Below are 17,927 nucleotides of genomic sequence, written 5' to 3' on the forward strand. Positions count from 1 at the left end.
CGCAGCAACGCTGTCGGCTGCTGCGCGGTTGCTTCAGGATCGGTTCGGATCACTGAGAGCCGACCGGCAGGCGCGTCAGGCTTGGCGAAGGCATGGTTTTCGGGGATGGCCGCCCGCCGGGGCAGGCGGCTTTTTAAGCCGGCGTCAGTCGACGAGAGCCAGCGCTTCCTCGGCCTTGGCCTTGGCGGCGGCGTACTTCTCGGTCGCAAAGGCGGCCCATTTCTGCTCGAGTTCCGCCTGGCGGGCGGTCTTTTCCTCGCCGCCGGTGAAGGCGTCGCGGATCTGCTGGCTGGCAGCTTCGTCGGCAGTGATCGGCATGGCCGCGATCAGCGCGTGGGCTTCCGTCAGCAAAGCGCGTGCGGGAGCCTGTTCGTTGGCGGCAACTGCGTTTTCGGCTTCGTGGATCGCCTTGGTGGCGCCCTTGATGTTGTCGAGCTGGAACGAGATCAGCTGATCGTAGAGCGTGTCGACGACGTCGGTGCGCTTCTTCGAAACGTCGGAATCGAACGTGATCATCGACTGGAAGCGCGGATCCTTGTAGGGATTCGGGAAGCCTTCCGGTGCCTTTTCGTAGAGGGCCGGGTTGATCGGCAGACGACGGATCGCCGGTTCGAGCAGAACGGCCTGGCCCTTTTCCGAAAGCAGGTAGTTGACGAAGGCTTCAGCACCGGCCTGGTTCGGCGCATTGGCAACGATGCCGATATTGGCCGGAACGACCGTCGTGACCGACGGGTAGGCGAAGCTGACAGGGAAGCCGCTTGCCTGTGCCGAGAAGGCGAAGAAGTCGATGACGATGCCGATGCCGGTCTGGCCGGAGTTGACCGCGTCAGGAACGCCGAACGAACGCTCGGTGACCTGCTGCAGGTTGCCGCCGATACCCTTCAGCGTCGCCCAGCCCTTGTCCCAGCCTTCGCCCTGCAGGATCGTCTCGATCGTCAGGTGGGTCGTGCCCGAACGCGAGGGCGCAGCAATCGCGATGTGATCGTGGTATTCGGGCTTGGTCAGGTCGCTCCACTCGACCGGCTTCGGCAGATCGTTGGCTTCGAGATAGCGATCGTTCGACATAATGCCGTAACCGGAGGCGGCAAAGCCGAAGTAATAGCCGTCCTTGTCGTTGACGGGGTAGGAGCCGACCTTTTCAGGAAGGCCGGTGACCGAAGGCGTGAACTTGGCGAGCAGCTCGCGGCTCTTGAGGCTGTCGAATGCGTCCGGGGCCGATGCCCAGAACAGGTCGACCTGGTTGTTCACCTTGGTTTCATCGATGTATTTGACGCCCGAGCTCGTGCTCTTGTTCTGGACGTCGAGGGTGAAGCCGGGGTTGGCCGCTTCGAAGCCCGCCTTGAACGGATCGGTCACATCCTTGGAAAACGACGTGACGATCGTGACTTTCCCGCCGTCCTGGGCGTAAACCGTCACGACGAAGGCAGCCGACATCAGCATCGCCGCAGCAATGGTCTTCAACATATAGGTATCTCCTCCCAATAGGGACACCGCTTGTTTGGTGTCCGATCTATTGAGAGCAAGCACCGTGCCAGATTGAAAACCGCCGGAAATCAGCAGTTCTTTGTCGGCTGATGGGTAAAAAAGGTAACAACCTCGCAAAAGGACGGGGTCAAACCGGTAACATCAGCCGGCTTCGCCATCGCCCTGGGCGGCAATATCGAATTTGCGCATCTTGAGGTAGAGCGTCTTGCGGGAGATGCCGAGCGCATCGGCCGTCGCGCCGACGCGGCCGTCGTGCCTGGCGAGGCTGTCGAGAAGGATGGCGCGCTCGAGGCGGTCCATCTGCACCTCCAACGTCTCGCCGCCTGCCGCTGCCCGGTCGATATCGGAGCGGTCTTCAAGCCCGAGCACGAAGCGCTCCGCGACGTTGCGCAGTTCGCGAACGTTGCCCGGCCATGACCTGCCATTGAGTTCGGCCAGAAGTTCGGCGCTCACCCGCGGCGGGGTGCGGCCCTGTCGTTTGGCGGCGAGGCCGAGGAAATGCTGGAACAAGAGGCCGACGTCGCCCTTGCGTTGCGCCAGTGACGGCAGCTCCACACGGGCGATGTCGAGGCGGTAGGCAAGGTCTTCACGGAAATCGCCCTTTTTGGCCGCCGCATGCAGATCCGCCTTGGTCGCCGCCACGACGCGCATGTCAACCGGCAGCTCGACGTTGGAGCCGAGCCGTTCGATGACGCGCTCCTGCAGTACGCGCAGCAGCCGCACCTGGGCGGCAAGCGGCATCGATTCGATCTCGTCGAGAAACAGCGTACCACCGTCGGCATACTCGATCTTGCCGATGCGCTTCTCGCGCGCACCGGTAAAGGCCCCGGCCTCATGGCCGAAGAGTTCGGATTCCAGCATGGTTTCGGGAATGGCGCCGCAATTGACGGCGACGAAACGCCCCTTGCGCCCGCTGAAATCGTGCAGCGCGCGCGCCGTCACTTCCTTGCCTGTGCCGGTATCGCCGATGATGAGCGCGTCGGTTGTCGCGGCCGCGATGCGCTTGAGTTTCTCCCGCAGCGCAACCATCGGTCCGGAATGTCCGATCAGGCGCGTTTCCCAACCGTCGTCGTCCACCGACAGCCGCAGCCGCCGGTTTTCGAGAAGCAGGCGGCGATGGTCGCGGGCGCGGCGTACGGTTTCGATGAGATGCATCGGATCGGCGGGCTTCTCCAGAAAATCCCAGGCGCCGTCGCGCATGGCGCGAAGCGCCATCGGGATATCGCCGTGCCCGGACATCAGGATGATCGGGATCTCCTGGTCGATCTTGCGCACGGCGGCGACCAGATCGAAGCCATCGTGATCCGGCATGCGCACGTCGGAAACGATAACGGCGCGGCTGTCGGCGCGAAGGCCGGCGAGCGCCGATGTCACCGAGCCGTGCGGCGATACGCTGAGGTCTTCCAGTTCGAGCACCTGACAGCAGGCTTCAAGCACGCTGGCATCGTCGTCGATCAGGATGATATCCGGGTCCAACGTCATTCCGGGCCTTTCAAGGATACGAGGAATTGCGTGCCGTCCGCACTGGTTTCAAGGATCGATATCTCGCCACCGAAATCCTTGACGATGTTGTAGGAAATGGAGAGGCCAAGTCCGAGGCCGGAACCGACCGGCTTGGTGGTGAAGAAGGGATCGAAAACCGCGCCGACATCGGCAGCAGCAATACCGGTTCCGCTATCGCCGACGACAAGGCGGGCATCGGTACCGACCCTTTCGATCATTGCGTTTACCTGGCGAACGGGCCTGTCTTTAACGGCATCCAAGGCGTTGCCGATGAGATTGACCGCCACCTGTTCGAGCCGCACCGGTTCGGCCATGACAAGGACTGCGGCGCCTTCCGGCAGGCGCAGTTGTATTTCGACAGCCTCTTCCTCGAACCGATGTTCGAGCAGGCTGAGCGCGTCGCGGACCGCCGCGGTGAGATCGACGGGCCGCAGCTGCGCGTCGGGCCGGCGGGCAAAGCGACGGATATGGCTGATCTGGTCGGCCATGCGCCCCGTCAGTCCCTTCATCTTGTCGAGATTGAGCAATGCTTGATCGCCCTTGTCTCGCCCGATCAGAGTGGTGGCGCTATGGATATGCGCCCGAAGGGCTGCCAGCGGCTGGTTGAGCTCGTGGCCGATGCCGGCCGCCATCTGCCCGAGAGCCGCGAGCTTTGCCGACTGGATCAACTCGTCGCGCGTCTGGCGGAAAAGTACCAGCGCATGGGCGAGATCGCCGAGCTCGTCGGCCTCGGGTGCGGGGATCGCGGTTGCCGGACGCCCGCTGCTGATCGCGCCGGCGGCTGCCGAAAGAAGCCGGATGCGTGCGAGCAGATTGCGGTAGACGTAGAAGAAGCCGATCGCAGACGCGAGCAGCACCGAAAGAATGGCGATGGCGACGAGCAGGCTGCGCCCCGTTTCGATAGCCGCAGCGGCCCGTTGGGCGGCGGCGGCGGCGCTGGCCTCGATCGTCACGACTTCCGTTTCGATCCGGCGCCCCAGGTCCTCGACGAGGCGGCCGTTTTCGCCGGCAAGTTCGGAGAGCTTTGCCGCCTCGATCATTTCCGAGCGCTTGCGGTTGGGAATGCCCGTCAGAACGTCGGACTGGTCGAGAATGCGGCGTGCCAGTTGGCGAACGGTGATGCTATCAGGCCAGTTATCGAGGCTGGCGATGCGGCTGGCGAGTTCGTCGGCGCTGTCACCGAGGAAGGCATTGGTTTCCTGAATTTCCTCTTGCGTGGTGGCGTTGACGAGCCGGCCGATCAGCCCGGTTGCCAGGTTCGCTTGCGACACGGCCGTCAGCAGCGCCTCGCTCTTTTGCTGCTCAGCAAGTGCGGCCGCCCCGTTTCCGTTGCGCGTTTCGGCTTCGATGTTGAAGCGAATGTCGTCGACGAGCGGATCGGCCTCCTCGAGGAGATCGGCCTGGACCCACCGCAGTTCGTCGGTATCGGAGCGCATCGCTTCGCGAAGTGTAAAGCGCTTGCCGGCGGCAAGGTCGATCTTGTCGAGGTTTTCGCCGATCGCTTCCGCCAGCGGCAGCAGATCGGTCGCATCCGACTTTGTGCCGCTTTCCCCAAGCAGCGAGCGCAGTGTGGTCAGGCGCGCCGCGTAGCTGCTGCGGATCTCGTTGTACTCGGCACGTGTCTCAGCGCCTGCGAGAACCGTCGTCACCGAACCGATGTCGGCACCCGCCTTCGACAGTCTCGAGGCGAAGGCGAGTTGCGGCATCTGGTCTTCCGCGATCCGCGACAGTTCACCGGACAGACGCTCGTAGGAGAGCCAGCCGACAAGGCAGGCGCCGACGGCGAGGCCGACGATCGCGACGAAGGCAAGGACCAGGCGCGCGCCGATGCCGAAGCGCCAGCGGCGCATCCCGGCAGCAGGGTCTAACGATTGGCCCATCACTGCCGCCATGGCTGCAGATCTGTCGCCGGTCGCCCGACGGAGGAGAGCAGCATTTCGGCCGTCGCCAGGTTCCGCTCGATGGTGGCGCGCAGCCGCTGCGTCAGTGCGGTATGCGCCGGCGAGCGGGCAATGCTGCGCGGCCACTCGGCCTTCAGGGCTTCGTCGGTGTTTTCCACATCGCTGGCCGAAAGCGGCGGCGTGCCCAGCAGACGCCGGGCTCTCGCAAGCGTGCTGCGCTGCTGCGCGTCCTCGATTTCGATCGCTTCCAGATCCGTCACCCTTTTCCAGAGCCGGGCAAGCGTCGCCCGGCGGCGCACGATATAGTCGTCGAAGATCAGGTTGACGAGACCGTACCTTCGAGCAGACAACGCCGCGTCGAAACCGCCGTATTTCAACAGGCCGTCATCACTCTCTTGGGGCAGTAGTCCCTTGTTGAGCGCCGGGTTGAGAGGAATGCGGGCGACGGCGGGCAGCAACAGCACCTTCTGGCCGTCTTCAGACAGAACGAAATCGATGAAGCGCTCGGCGGCGGAAACATTGCGCGCCCGGGAGAGGATCGCGATGCTGGCCGGCACGAACACGGTATCGGGCGGCAGGATGAACACATTGCCGGCGTCGGCGAATTCTGGCGCATTGGCGAGGAAATCGATGGTGATGCCGATGCTGAAGCGCCTTTGGGCGACACCGGACGCAACGCCGAAACTGCGCGCGGTAACCGTCGATAGATTGCCGCCGAGCTGGGACAGCATCGCCCAGCCCTTTTCCCATCCATAGGTCTGCAGCAAGGCCTCGACGATCAGATGCGTCGTGCCCGACCGTGACGGCGTGGTGATGCCGATCTGGCCGGAATAGATGGGGTTCAGCAGGTCCTGCCAGTCCCGCGGCACCGGCAGCTTGTTCTGGGCGAGGTAGGACTGATTGTAGACGAAGCCGTAACCGGAGAGCGCAAAGCCGAGATAGTAACCCTCGGGATCGTTGACCGGGTAACCGAAGACTTTTTCAGCCGCGCCCGTGTGGCGCGGCGCAATCGGGCGCAGTTCGCCGCTGCGCTTCAAGAGTTCGAAAGCATCGGTCGCCGAGGCCCAGAATATGTCGGCCGGCACATCGGCTTTCTCCATGACGAAGCGCGTCGCGCTTGCCGTGTTGCGCTGAACGATCGACGTGCGGATATCGGGATTGGCCTTCTCGAACGCCCGGCGAAACGGCTCAAAAAAGGATGGCGGGTAGGAGGTGACAACCACCAGGTCCCGTTTTTCGGCTGCCTGCGCAGCGATCACGGGCATGCTGAGGCCGGCAAAAGCCAGCAGTTGCAATGCCGCAAGAATGACGAAACGGAACTTCAACACTGCATGCCACCACGACCAGCGCCTGCTTCTTCTTAAAAAAAAGCTGCCGCGGTCCCTCCCTCATTATCGCCATCCCGGCGGGTTGATCCCGCCATCGGCCGACGGTTTACTCTGCTACGAAGACCGTGTCGCCGTAAACCCCGGGGCGTCTTGTACACTGTTGCAAGCAAGCCGCACCGGTTGCACTTTGGCGGCATGGCTAGATTTCCTCGCTTGGCGGTTGCGGGCGATTCGCCTATAAGTCGATTTCCGGCAACAGATCAGGGAGGTTTCAGATGCCAGCTTATTCTTTCTCCCTACGGGGCGGCGTACAGTTCTGAACGAGACGCTGGGGGGCTTCGGGCTCTTTAGCAGTTGCAAGTCAGGACCTTTCTCGCTGACTTTGGTCTTCCCTCGATGCGGAAGCTACCAATCCATTGATGCCGATCGGAAAACAGTTTCCCTTTCTCGGCATGTTTCATTGACCTGAATTTTGAGGCCAATGCTCCAGGCATTGGGCAATCGTTATGGCTTTTACTCGTTTCGCCTTGCGCGGCGGTGCGTTCCGCAGCGTTCTCGGTTTCACCTGGGTTCATTGGAAGCGCCAGCCGCTTCGCCTTGCCTTCATCCTCGGTGCCGTCCTGTTTTCGACGCTCGCGGATGTCCTGACGCCACTTTACTCCGGTCGGCTGGTCGACGCGGTCGTGACCGGTGCTGCCTCCGACCAGGTGGCCTGGGACGCGGCCCTTGCGGCATTCTGGACGATGATGGCGCTGTCGCTCGGTGCCATCATTTTCCGGCATGTCACCTTCATGGGTGTCGTCGACCTGACGCTCAAGATGATGTCCGACATTGCCTCGGCGGCCTTCTTCCGCATCCAGCGCTTCTCGTCCGACTGGCATGCCAACAGCTTTGCCGGCTCGACGGTGCGCAAGGTGACGCGCGGCATGTGGGCGCTGGACCTGTTGAACGACACGCTGCTGATCGCGTTGTTTCCGTCGATCATCATGCTGGTCGGCTCGACCGCTTTGATGGCGTGGTACTGGCCGATGATGGGTGTCATCATCGGCGTGGGCTCGCTTGTCTTCATCGCTGCGACGGTCACGTTGTCGCTCGGCTACGTCGCGCCGATGGCACGCCTGGCCAACAGCTGGGATACCAAGCTCGGCGGTTCGCTTGCCGATGCCGTCAGCTGCAACAACGTTGTCAAAGGCTTCGGGGCCGAAAAGCGCGAGGATGCGCGGCTGGTCAAGGTGCTGGCCAAATGGCGGGACCGCACGGGCCGGACCTGGGTCCGCGGAACGGTGAACGGTACGACGCAGGGTGCCCTGCTGCTCGTTCTTAGGGCGGCGGTCATCGGCTTTGCACTGTTTCTCTGGTCGCGCGGGCAGGCAACAGCCGGTGATATCACCTTCGTGTTGACCTCCTTCTTCATCCTGCAGGGCTACCTGCGTGAAGTGGGCATGCACATCCGCAACCTGCAGCGGTCCGTCAACGATATGGAAGAGCTGGTCGACATCCACGCCCAGCCGCTCGGTATCGAAGATAAGGCCGAAGCAAAGCCGATCCGCATCACCGACGGTCGCATCGAATTCAACGATGTGACCTTCCACTACGGCGCCCATCGCAAGCCGCTCTATGATCGGTTCTCGGTGACGATCCCGGCGGGCGAGCGTGTCGGCCTTGTTGGACATTCCGGCTCGGGCAAGACGACCTTCGTCAAGCTGATCCAGCGCCTGCATGACCTGAAGTCCGGCCAGATCCGGATCGACGGTCAGGATATCGCCGGCGTTGCCCAGGCTTCGTTGCGCCAGCAGATCGCGATCGTCCAGCAGGAACCGATCCTGTTCCACCGCTCGCTTGCGGAGAACATCGCCTATGCCCGGCCGACGGCCACGCAAGCGGAGATCGAAAAAGCCGCAAGGCTTGCGAGCGCTCACGACTTCATCACGGGCCTGCCGAAAGGCTACGGCACGCTGGTGGGCGAACGCGGGGTCAAGCTGTCGGGCGGCGAACGCCAGCGCATCGCCATCGCCCGGGCCTTCCTGGCGGATGCACCGATCCTCATTCTGGACGAGGCGACGTCGAGCCTCGATTCGGAATCGGAAGTGCTGATCCAGCAGGCGATGGAGCGATTGATGCTGGGTCGCACCACCCTGGTGATCGCGCACCGGCTGTCGACCGTACGCGCGCTCGATCGGTTGCTGGTGTTCAGCCACGGCCGCATCGCCGAGGAGGGCACGCACGAGGCACTCATCCGCCTCGACGGCGGCATCTACCGCGGCTTGTTCGAGCGGCAGGCGCTGGAACTGACCAAGGGCCTGGTCCTCAACGACAGCTAAGGCCGGGCGCAAGCCGCAAATGCCGAAATGCAAGGACGCCGGTACCTGAGTGTGCCGGCGTCTTGCGTTTCTTTATCTGTTATCCCGCGTCGTCAGTGATACCGCTTTGCGGGGGGGGCGACGCTTGCCTACCGTCGCAGCCATGCGTCGATGCCGCGTGCCGCAGCACGACCCGTGGCGAAACAGGCGGTCAGCAGATACCCGCCGGTCGGCGCTTCCCAATCGATCATCTCGCCGGCAACGAAAATCCCCGGCAGCGCGGTGAGCATGTAGGCGTCATCCATGGCGCTCCAACGCACGCCGCCCGCCGATGAAATCGCCTCGGCAATGGGACGGGGACGAAGGACGGCAATCGGCAGCGACTTGATGCGTTCGGCAAGCGCGTTCAGATCGGTGCGTGTGGCCTCGGGAACAATTTCGCGCAGCAAGGCCGATTTGACGCCCTCCAGGCCCGCACCTTTGCGCAGGCGATTGGAGACGCTCATCTTGCCGTCTTGGCGCGCCAAGTCCTTGGCCAGCCGTTCGACCGTTCGTCCCGGAGCAAGATCGATTGACAATGCCGCAGAGCGCTGCATCTCCAGACGGTCGCGCAAATGCGCCGCATGGGCATAGACGAGGCTGCCCTCAATACCGTGACGGGTGATGACGAATTCGCCGGGGATCGTGCCTGCCTCTGAAGTCGCCGTCACCGATTTCAGCGCTTCGCCGGCAAAGCGCTCACGGAACGCATCGCTCCAGTCGACATCGAAGCCACAATTGGCTGGGCGGAAGTCGGTGACATCGACGCCGGCGTCTTTCAGAGCCGTCGTCCATCCGGCGTCCGACCCGAGGCGCGGGTAGCTTGCCCCGCCGAGTGCGAGAAGCGTGGCATCGCTGTGGACGGTCTTATGCCCATCCGGCGTGTCGAAGGTCAGTGTCTGACCGGCAAAGCCAGTCCATCGGTGCCGCGTCAGGATCCGCACGCCCTGCGCCTCAAGCCTCTTGATCCAGGCGCGCAGCAGCGGTGAGGCCTTCATCGCCTTCGGAAATACCCGGCCGGACGAGCCGACGAAGGTTTCGGTCCCGAGACCTTCCGCCCAGACGCGCACGTCCGCGGGCGTGAAAGCGTCGAGTGCCGGGCGCAACTGTTGCGACGCGGCGCCGAAGCGATCGGCAAAGCGCTCGAAATCCTCGGAATGGGTGATATTGAGGCCGGACTTGCCGGCAAGCAGAAACTTGCGCGCAACGGTCGGCATGCTGTCGTAGACCGTCACCGAATGGTTCTGCATAGACAGGATCTCTGCCGCCATCAGCCCGCTCGGCCCGCCGCCGATGATCGCGATTTCGCTTCGTTTCATGTGCCCGTCCGGCGTCCGATTCCGTTACGGGGACTCTTGGCCCGTCACGGCGCCTCGCGCAAGGCGGGGCGAAGGGCGCGCTTCAATGCCTGCTCGCGGTGTTCAGACGTTTCTCGAGCCAGATGCTGTAGCGCGAGCCGGCAAAGCAGATGATGAAATAGACCGCGGCGGCGAAGACATAGGCTTCGGTATAGAAGCCGAGCCAGGTCGGATCCGTGGCCGAGGTCCTTGCCGCATTCAGGAGGTCGTAGATGCCGATCACCGCCAAAAGCGACGTGTTGAGCACGATGCCGATCGAAAGATTGACGATCGCCGGGATGACGGCGCGCAGCGCCTGGGGAAGGACGACGAGGCGGATCGTCTGGACATAGCCCAGACCAAGGGAAAGTGCTGCCTCCCGCTGGCCCCACGGCACCACCTGTAGGCCGGCACGGATGACTTCGGCGAGATAGGCCGAGAAGAACAGCGTTACGCCGATCTGTGCGCGCAACAACTTGTCGATGGCGGCCCCGCTCGGCAGGGCGAGCGGAACGATCAGCATGGCGACATAGAGCACTGCGATCATCGGCACGCCGCGCAGCGTCTCGATAAAGGTGATCGCTAGCGTCCGGACGATCCCCATGCTCGATTGTCGGGCAAGAGCCAGCAGGAGCGCGATCGGGAATGCGAAGGCGAGGCCAGCGATCGAGACGACCAGCGTGATCGGCAGCCCGCCCCAATTGTTGGTCGACACCACTGGTGGCGTCAACGTTCCCGCCATCAAAAGCCAGCTCAAGACGAGTGCGGCGATCCAGAGCGGCACAAGCCGGAAACTCCAGAACCGCGGCAGGGCGGATAACACCAGCAGGGCGAGCACGGTTATAACCACAAGGGCAGGGCGCCATTGCAGCACGGGCGGAAAGAACGCGAAGAGGATGAAACGCAGCTTGGCGCCGATGAAAGCCCAGCAGGCGCCGACCCCGTCAACCGCACAATCTGTCGCGGTTCCCGTCCATACCGCATCGAAAATTGCCCAACGGAGGAAAGGTTGGAGAAACCAGACAAAGACGCCGAGGGTAGCGAGCGTGATGAGGCTGTTACCCCAACCGCCGAAGAGGCCGCTTCGCCAGCGATGCCAGTCCGGCGCAACAGGTGGTGGCAGTTCGATATGGCTCATCGCCGTGTCTCCCCGCGAAGGACAATGCGGCTGTTGTAGAAGTTCATCAGTGCCGACACCGAGAGGCTCAGGGTGAGATAGACGGCGGCGATGATGCAGATCGCTTCCAGCGCCTGGCCGGTGGTGTTGGCGGTGGTGTTGGCGACGCTGACGATATCGGGATAGCCGATCGCCACCGCGAGGCTGGAATTCTTGGTGAGGTCGAGAAAGCTTGAGATCATCAACGGCGTGATGACACGCAACGCCTGCGGCAAGACGACGAGACGCATGATCTGCGCCGGCTTCAGGCCCAGCGCACGCGCCGCTTCCCATTGGCCCGATTTTACCGACTGGATGCCGCTCCGCACGATTTCGGAGATCGAGGCGGACGCGTTGACGACCAAGCCGATCAAGAGCGCGAAGAATTCCGGCGTCAGCGACAGGCCGCCCTTGATATTGAAGCCGCCCTTGGCTGGCAGATCGATGGTGGCAGCGAGGCCGAAAGAGGTGAGCGCGAGCGTGCAGACGACCAGCGAACCGAACACGGTCATGGTTGCCTTCGGCATATAGAAGGTCGCACCTGTCAGCAGGCGCCGGGCGAGCGACAGCGACGCGTAAGCCGTCAACAGGATGGCCGGCAGCCAGATCGCCCAGGAGAGGCCGTGTAGCGAAATGGACGGGACATAGACACCGCGATTGCTGAGATAGACGCTTTCCAGGAAGAGATAGGCGCCGCGCGGCGGCGGTAGCGCATGGATGATCGCGCTCCAGAGGAAGAGCTGCAGCAGCAGCGGCGTGTTGCGCAGCAGTTCGACATAGGCATGAACGAAGGTTGCCAGCAACAGGTTACCCGACAGCCGGGCGATGCCAAGGGCAACGCCAAGAAACGTGGCGAGCACACAGCCGACGACGGCGACCTTGACGGTGTTGGCTAGGCCCGCCGCAAGCGCGCGGGCGTAGGTGTCTCCCGCCGAATAGGGAAGCACGGTTTCGCCGATTTCGAAATTCGCCTGATGGAAGAGAAAGCCGAAACCCGGAGTGAGGCCCATGCGTTGCATGCTGTCGACGGTGTTGGAGCCGAAGAGCGCAAAGATCCCCAGCACGCCGATAAACAGGACGATCTGTTGAAAGGGCGAGGGGCCGAGCCAGGTGCGCAACCGCGAGGGAAGTCCGGGCCCTAGCGGGCCCGGTTGAAGAGTGGATGTCATCGCAGATACCGGCAAAGGCTCAACGGAACGGCGGCGAATAGAGTAGGCCGCCGGCGGTCCAGGGCTGGTTGTAGCCGCGATCGAAATTGAGCGGCGTGCCCTTGCCGACGTTGCGGTCGAAGATCTCGCCGTAGTTTCCGACCGCCTTGACGATGTTATAGGCGAACTTCGGGTCAAGCCCGATGGCTTCGCCGAGCGACGGATCAACGCCGAGGAAGCGCTTGATGCCCGGATCTTCGCTCGTAAGGAAACTGTCGACATTCTTCTGGGTGATGCCGAACTCTTCCGCCTGGATCGTGGCGTAGACGGTCCAGTTGACGATCTCCAGCCACTGGTCGTCGCCGGCGCGAATGGCCGGTGCGAGTGGTTCCTTCGACAGGCGCTCTGGCAGAAGGACATAGTCGTCCGGCTTGGAAAGCTGCGTGCGCTTGGCGGCAAGGTCGGTCGCATCCTGGGTCAGCGCATCGACGCGACCGGAATCGAGTGCCTTCAGGAATTCGCCGGTCTCTTCGATCGTCACAGGCGTAAAGGTCTTGCCGGTCTTGCGGAAGAAATCGGCGATGTTGAGTTCGCCGGTCGTGCCGCTCTGGACCCCGATCGTCGCTCCGTCGAGCTCCTCGCCCTTGCCGACACCAAGATCCTTGCGCACCAGCAGGCCCTGGCCGTCATAGAAGACCACCGGGCCGAAATGGAAGCCGAGCTTGAACGCTCTGGTCACTGTCTGGGTCACGCCGGAGAGCAGGATGTCGAATTCGCCCGATTGCAGGGCGGGGAGGCGCTGCTGCGGCGAGGAGTTGGTGAACTCGACTTTCTCGGTGTCGTTGAAGACGGTGACTGCGAGCGCGCGACCGAAATCGACGAAGAAACCCTGCCAGCGGCCGCTGCTATCCGGCGTGAAGAAGCCGGGCGTGGTGCCGACGCCCACCTTGATGAGCCCGCGTGCCTTGATCTTGTCGAGGGTCTCGCCCGCAAGGGCGGAGGAGGCGATCAGGGCTGCCGTCAGGGCCGCCGTGGCTGTAAATGCCTTTGTGAAAAATCTGCTGCCGATAGAATTTCGCTGCATGAAGAGGCTCCTGGCCATGGTGTTCGTCCGTCGCGCCGCCCGACAAATCCCGGGCCGCGACTGCCTTTATGTTTTAAATCTATAGAAAATATAGAATAGAGATGATTATGCGGAATATCTGCCATTTCGGGAAGAAATTTCTCGCCTTTCAGTGTCGGTGAAATGATTTCGATAGTTGCTGGGCCTTAACCTCGCAAAGACATTCGCACTGACTGGCTGTGTGCTCAGCTCATGATGGCCCCGCGCATTTTCTTCGGGTGACGGATGATTTTTCGTTCACCGCTGTGCGCATCTTGACCGGGCCAGGCTACGACCGGTCAAGTCTCCGGTTTGTGTGTGCTTTATTGCGGCCACTTGTTGAGATGTGCCGAAGCACCTAGCTTCCGCCCATGTGGTCCATTATCTCGTAAGCGATGCAGCTGTTTTCAGAAAAATGGTGGGAGAAGATCAGATGGGGCACGCCGACCTCGGTGGCTCTGCACCTGCTTGTCATCGCTCTGCTGCTGATCCAACTGCCGAAGGAAACGCCCAAACCGCAGGGCGAGCAGAGCATCAACGTCGAACTCGTCTCTCCACCGCAGCCCAAGCAGCAAGAGAAGCCCAAGCAGGAGGCTCAGCCGAAGAAGGAACAGCCGAAGCCACAACCGGCTCCCTCTCGTCAGCAGCCACAGGCCTTCGAGTCGGCTGCGGCCAAGATCAAGCAGGAGGCTAAAGCTGCTCAGCTTCCGCCCACTGCGAAGGCCGAGAAGAAGGATGTGGTGAACCAGCCGAAGAAGGCAGAGGCGGCCGACGCCGCCACGAAGAAGGTGGAGAAAGAGGAGGCGCAGGCGCAGAAGCAACCGGAGACGGAAAAGCCGACACCGCAGCAGCTTGCCGTCCTGTCGACCCCTGCCAACGGCGATAATAGTGCTGCTGAGAAGAAGCCGGCTGCCGAGGCGGATGAGAAGAAGCCGGCTGCCGAGGCGGATGCCGAGAAGGCGGTGTCCAAAGCCGATTCGGTGCCGGTGCGCAAACCTGCCGACGACAAGGAGAAAAGTGACGAGACGGAAGGCGAGGCCGAAGCGACGGCGAAGTTGCCGTCCGACCGGTTTGTCAAGGCCGAGGAGCTTTTTTCGGCGAAGTCGATCGCCGATCCGCGCGTTAAGCAGGCGATGGGCCAACTTCCGGTCAAGAAGCGTATCCTCCAACTCTGCAACATCGAAGCCCTGGAGCAGATCCGCCATCAGCGGCCGGAGGACTTTCCTGATATACTCGTGCCCTTCGGGCCATCTGGCGGGTTCATCGGCAAGGAGCAGATCGACGCAAGCGGCGGCGCCTATCGCAGCAAGGGCAATTGGTACGACGTCGACTTCAAATGCAAGGTCGATCTCGAGACGGTCGAGGTCACATCTTTCAGCTTCGCCATCGGCAACATCGTTCCGAAAACGGCTTGGAAGAGCCGCCGTCTGCCGCCCAACTGAGCCGATCTTCGAGCCGCCCGTGCTCTGCAACGCGAGACGTCCGGTCGTCTTGCGGACTTCTCATAGAACTATTCCATTTTTGCGATGCCGTTTTGTCGCAGGGCAGAGTAGCTTCCAGCCAAATAGGGCGACGGTCGTTTGCGGCGGATCGCCACTTGGCAAAATGGGGAAAAGGCTACATGTCGGCAAACACGCGCCAAAGGCTTCGCGACCTCGGATTCCGCCCAGGCGTATATGAAACCGGCTCGTTGAACGCGATTACCGACGTTGCCGGTGTAGCCGTTGGCCACGCGACTGTGGTCGAGGGCGACAGGATCCGCACGGGCGCGACTGCTATCCTTCCCCACCAGGGCAATCTGTTTCAGGACAAGGTGCCGGCGGCGCTGGCGGTCCTGAACGGCTTCGGCAAATTCGTAGGTTCGACCCAGATCGCCGAGTTGGGCGAGCTCGAAACGCCAGTTGTTCTGACCAATACGCTCGCAACCGGGCGGGCGATCGAGGCGATCAACCGTTTTACGCTGGCCCAGCCGGGCAACGAAAAGGTTGTGTCGCTCAACGCCGTCGTCGGAGAGACCAATGACTCCAGACTGAACGATATCCGCGCCGGCCGCCCGACGATCGATGAGATCGGCAAGGCAATTGCCGCGGCGGCGCCCGGTCCGGTCGAAGAGGGCGCCATCGGCGCCGGCACCGGCACGGTGGCCTTCGGTCTCAAGGGCGGGATCGGCACCAGTTCGCGCCGCGTCAAGGCGGCAGGCGAAACCTTCACAGTCGGCGTGCTGGTGCAGTCCAATTATGGCGGCCGGCTGCTGATTTGCGGGCATCCCTATGATGCGCCGTCGGGACATGATCGCGACGGCTCAATCGTCATCGTCGTCGCCACCGACGCGCCGTTGTCGGCGCGCAGCCTCGAACGGCTGGCCGAGCGCGCCTTTGGCGGCCTCTCCCGCACCGGTGCCGCCCTCAGCAATGGATCCGGCGACTATGCGCTGGCATTCTCCACCGCGGAAGCTGTCCGCCGGACGCGCGAGCGGCGCACAGCGATCTCCAGCTACCCCGACCTGCCGAACGACCTGATCTCGCCGCTGTTCGAGGCGACGATCGAGGCGACAGAAGAGGCGATCCTCAATTCGCTGGTCACGGCGCAATCCACAAGCGGTTTCAATGCGGCCACCGGCAAGGTGAGTTCGGTTGAGGCGATTTCGCTCGTCCGCCTCGCAGCCCTCAAAGCCTAATTCTCTTCCCTCAGACGGAGTTACCATGTCCAACCCGACCGGCCGTATCGTTTATCTGAACGGCGAGTTCGTTTCCGAGCACGCGGCGCATCTTTCGGTCTTCGACCGCGGTTTCCTGTTCGGCGACGGGATCTATGAAGTGACCGCCGTGCTCGAAGGCAAGCTTATCGACAGCGCGCTGCATATGGCGCGGCTCGAACGCTCCGCCCGCGAGATCGACGTGCCGCTTCCGGTCCCCGTTTCCGAGATCGTCGAGATCGAGCGCCGGTTGGTGCGCGAGAACAACCTCGTCGAGGGCGTGGTCTATCTGCAACTCACGCGCGGCGCCGAGGATCGCAACTTCCTGTTTTCAGGAGAGATCAAGCCGACGCTGCTGCTCTTCACCCAGGTCAAGACGCTCGAGCACGTCGCAGCGGTAGACAACGGTGTTTCCGTCAAATCGGTCGCCGACCAGCGCTGGGCGCGACGCGATATCAAGAGCGTATGTCTCTTGCCGCAGGTGATGGCGAAGCGCATCGCCAAGGCCGAAGGCTGCGACGAAGCCTGGATGATCGAGGACGGGTTGGTGACCGAAGGCGCGTCCTCCACCGCCTATATCGTTACCGACGACGGCAGGATCGTTACCCGCGGCAACAGCAGTGCGACGTTGCCCGGCTGCACGCGCCTTGCCGCGCTGGAACTGGCGCGCGAGCAGGGGCTTACGATCGAGGAGCGGCCGTTTTCGCTCGATGAGGCGCTGGGCGCCCGCGAGGCATGCCTGACGAGCGCGTCGAACTTCGTCGTCTCCGTGACGCGCATCGACGGAAAGCCTGTCGGCGACGGCGTGCCCGGACCGATGGTCAAGCGGCTGCGTGAACTCTATCTGGAAAATGCCCGCCGTACGGCGATCTAGCGGCCGATTAGCGGGAGGGGCAGTCGATGGGACAGGAGTGCGAAGCGAATCCTGACCGGAACCGCTTCATACCTTCCTCAAAGGGCAGCCGCTTCTTGCGACTGCCAGATACGGCCGACGACGGGGCGCCGGTTGTCCTTGGCGCGATAGAGCCGGATTTCGACGCTGATATCCCAACGGGGATCGGCGGCGCGCACCAGCGTGCCGGACGAAAGCTCTGCGGTCATCAGGCTTTCCGGCACCCAGGCAATGCCCCAGCCGGCCTGCGCCATCGCTTTCAGGCCGACGGACATGCTGCCCTCATGCACGCGCTGAAAGGGCGGCAGGTCGGCGCCGACCAGCTCTCCCAGCAATTGCCCGAAGAATGACGACTTCTCGTAGCTGATATGAGGGAAGGGCTTTGCACCGCCCTCCAGCAGGTGCGCGGCCGCTCCGGTTTCGATAGGCGCCGAAACCGGGATGATCTTTTCATGGCCGAGCAAGCGGTGTTCGAACGCCTGCGGGTCCAGGAGCAGCGGCACCTGGGTGTGGGCATAGGTCAGGAGGAAGTCGCACGAGCCATCGACCAGTGAGTTGAGGTTCTCCTCCATGCTGCCGGAGTCAGGGCGAAGCCGCGAGAAGACCGGGCCGGCCTTCCTGTTGATGCGGTTCATCCAGTCGGGAAAGAAGGTGAAGGAGAGCGTGTGGAGCGCGGTCACCTTGATCGTCTTGGCGTCCGAGCCCTCTTCCTTCTGCAGGTTGCGCCTGGATTGATAGAGGTGCTGAAGGGTCTCCTGCGCCACCGGAACGAATTTCAGGCCCGCCTCGGTCAACCGAGAGGGGTAGGTGGCGCGGTCGACAAGGCTCGCGCCGACCCAGGCTTCGAGCTGCTTGATCCGGCGGCTGAAGGCGGATTGGGTGACGTGCCGTTCGTCGGCCGCCTTCGAGAAATTGAGCGTGCTCGCCAGTGCCAGAAAGTCTTCGAGCCACTTGATTTCCAACGCATGCACTCCTGAAGAACGTCATTTCCCGCCTTGCAGCGGGAACCTGACCCCTTTTAGGCACAGTTCGACAGGCTTC

13 protein-coding genes are annotated in these 17,927 nt (G+C 62.7%); 4 read left to right on the plus strand and 9 right to left on the minus strand.

Annotated elements, in window-relative coordinates:
- Positions 1-144 precede the first annotated feature (144 nt).
- The 4 genes from IB264_RS28020 to IB264_RS28035 form a co-directional block, all read right to left on the minus strand.
- Positions 145-1,464, minus strand: coding sequence for an ABC transporter substrate-binding protein (locus tag IB264_RS28020; RefSeq protein ID WP_025428382.1), 1,320 nt, complete (start codon positions 1,462-1,464; stop codon positions 145-147).
- A 162-nt stretch (positions 1,465-1,626) separates the two neighbouring features.
- On the minus strand, positions 1,627-2,967 hold the full coding sequence (locus tag IB264_RS28025) for a sigma-54 dependent transcriptional regulator (RefSeq protein ID WP_025428383.1): 1,341 nt from the start codon (positions 2,965-2,967) through the stop codon (positions 1,627-1,629).
- The gene (locus IB264_RS28030; RefSeq protein ID WP_225906408.1) at positions 2,964-4,868 is read right to left on the minus strand and encodes an ATP-binding protein; all 1,905 of its coding nucleotides are present in this window, start codon (positions 4,866-4,868) and stop codon (positions 2,964-2,966) included. The genes IB264_RS28025 and IB264_RS28030 overlap by 4 nt, the downstream gene beginning before the upstream one ends.
- Positions 4,868-6,217 carry an ABC transporter substrate-binding protein gene (locus IB264_RS28035; RefSeq protein ID WP_128090502.1) on the minus strand — a complete coding sequence of 450 codons (1,350 nt, stop codon included), beginning with the start codon at positions 6,215-6,217 and terminating at the stop codon, positions 4,868-4,870. The genes IB264_RS28030 and IB264_RS28035 overlap by 1 nt, the downstream gene beginning before the upstream one ends.
- Positions 6,218-6,723: 506 nt before the next feature.
- Here IB264_RS28035 and IB264_RS28040 point away from each other — a divergent pair.
- Positions 6,724-8,538, plus strand: a complete 1,815-nt coding sequence (locus tag IB264_RS28040; RefSeq protein WP_025428386.1) for an ABC transporter ATP-binding protein — start codon at positions 6,724-6,726, stop codon at positions 8,536-8,538.
- Positions 8,539-8,666: 128 nt separating this feature from the next.
- Here IB264_RS28040 and IB264_RS28045 read toward each other — a convergent pair whose 3' ends face one another.
- The 4 genes from IB264_RS28045 to IB264_RS28060 all read right to left on the minus strand — a co-directional run bounded on the left by IB264_RS28045 (position 8,667) and on the right by IB264_RS28060 (position 13,281).
- On the minus strand, positions 8,667-9,875 hold the full coding sequence (locus tag IB264_RS28045) for a TIGR03862 family flavoprotein (protein ID WP_025428387.1): 1,209 nt from the start codon (positions 9,873-9,875) through the stop codon (positions 8,667-8,669).
- A gap of 82 nt (positions 9,876-9,957) precedes the next feature.
- Positions 9,958-11,031: an amino acid ABC transporter permease gene (locus IB264_RS28050; RefSeq protein WP_025428388.1), complete on the minus strand. Its 1,074-nt coding sequence runs from the start codon at positions 11,029-11,031 to the stop codon at positions 9,958-9,960.
- Positions 11,028-12,218, minus strand: a complete 1,191-nt coding sequence (locus IB264_RS28055; RefSeq protein ID WP_084815192.1) for an amino acid ABC transporter permease — start codon at positions 12,216-12,218, stop codon at positions 11,028-11,030. Before IB264_RS28055 ends, IB264_RS28050 begins: the two co-directional genes overlap by 4 nt.
- A 19-nt stretch (positions 12,219-12,237) precedes the next feature.
- Positions 12,238-13,281: an amino acid ABC transporter substrate-binding protein gene (locus tag IB264_RS28060; protein WP_038577778.1), complete on the minus strand. Its 1,044-nt coding sequence runs from the start codon at positions 13,279-13,281 to the stop codon at positions 12,238-12,240.
- 413 nt (positions 13,282-13,694) lie between these two features.
- Between IB264_RS28060 and IB264_RS28065 the strand changes: the two genes are divergently transcribed.
- From IB264_RS28065 to IB264_RS28075, 3 genes are all read left to right on the plus strand, one after another.
- On the plus strand, positions 13,695-14,741 hold the full coding sequence (locus tag IB264_RS28065) for a DUF930 domain-containing protein (RefSeq protein WP_025428391.1): 1,047 nt from the start codon (positions 13,695-13,697) through the stop codon (positions 14,739-14,741).
- Between the two features lie 179 nt (positions 14,742-14,920).
- Complete coding sequence (locus IB264_RS28070) at positions 14,921-15,976, plus strand: P1 family peptidase (protein WP_025428392.1); 1,056 nt, start codon at positions 14,921-14,923, stop codon at positions 15,974-15,976.
- Positions 15,977-16,001: 25 nt separating this feature from the next.
- On the plus strand, positions 16,002-16,868 hold the full coding sequence (locus tag IB264_RS28075; protein WP_025428393.1) for a D-amino-acid transaminase: 867 nt from the start codon (positions 16,002-16,004) through the stop codon (positions 16,866-16,868).
- 77 nt (positions 16,869-16,945) lie between these two features.
- On the opposite strand, the gene IB264_RS28080 is transcribed toward IB264_RS28075, so the two are convergent.
- On the minus strand, positions 16,946-17,848 hold the full coding sequence (locus IB264_RS28080) for a LysR family transcriptional regulator (protein WP_025428394.1): 903 nt from the start codon (positions 17,846-17,848) through the stop codon (positions 16,946-16,948).
- Between the last annotated feature and the right edge of the window lie 79 nt (positions 17,849-17,927).

Origin of the sequence: Ensifer sp. ENS11 (genome assembly GCF_014851895.1) — a bacterium.
GTDB lineage: Bacteria > Pseudomonadota > Alphaproteobacteria > Rhizobiales > Rhizobiaceae > Ensifer > Ensifer canadensis.

What these genes read in the sequence shown, in the direction of transcription:
- IB264_RS28055 (WP_084815192.1), bottom strand. Translation starts at nt 12,218, where the DNA reads ATGACATCCACTCTTCAACCGGGCCCGCTAGGGCCCGGACTTCCCTCG.
- IB264_RS28050 (WP_025428388.1), bottom strand. Translation starts at nt 11,031, where the DNA reads ATGAGCCATATCGAACTGCCACCACCTGTTGCGCCGGACTGGCATCGC.
- IB264_RS28020 (WP_025428382.1), bottom strand. Translation starts at nt 1,464, where the DNA reads ATGTTGAAGACCATTGCTGCGGCGATGCTGATGTCGGCTGCCTTCGTC.
- IB264_RS28040 (WP_025428386.1), top strand. Translation starts at nt 6,724, where the DNA reads ATGGCTTTTACTCGTTTCGCCTTGCGCGGCGGTGCGTTCCGCAGCGTT.
- IB264_RS28065 (WP_025428391.1), top strand. Translation starts at nt 13,695, where the DNA reads ATGCAGCTGTTTTCAGAAAAATGGTGGGAGAAGATCAGATGGGGCACG.
- IB264_RS28045 (WP_025428387.1), bottom strand. Translation starts at nt 9,875, where the DNA reads ATGAAACGAAGCGAAATCGCGATCATCGGCGGCGGGCCGAGCGGGCTG.
- IB264_RS28060 (WP_038577778.1), bottom strand. Translation starts at nt 13,281, where the DNA reads ATGCAGCGAAATTCTATCGGCAGCAGATTTTTCACAAAGGCATTTACA.
- IB264_RS28070 (WP_025428392.1), top strand. Translation starts at nt 14,921, where the DNA reads ATGTCGGCAAACACGCGCCAAAGGCTTCGCGACCTCGGATTCCGCCCA.
- IB264_RS28025 (WP_025428383.1), bottom strand. Translation starts at nt 2,967, where the DNA reads ATGACGTTGGACCCGGATATCATCCTGATCGACGACGATGCCAGCGTG.
- IB264_RS28030 (WP_225906408.1), bottom strand. Translation starts at nt 4,868, where the DNA reads ATGGGCCAATCGTTAGACCCTGCTGCCGGGATGCGCCGCTGGCGCTTC.
- IB264_RS28075 (WP_025428393.1), top strand. Translation starts at nt 16,002, where the DNA reads ATGTCCAACCCGACCGGCCGTATCGTTTATCTGAACGGCGAGTTCGTT.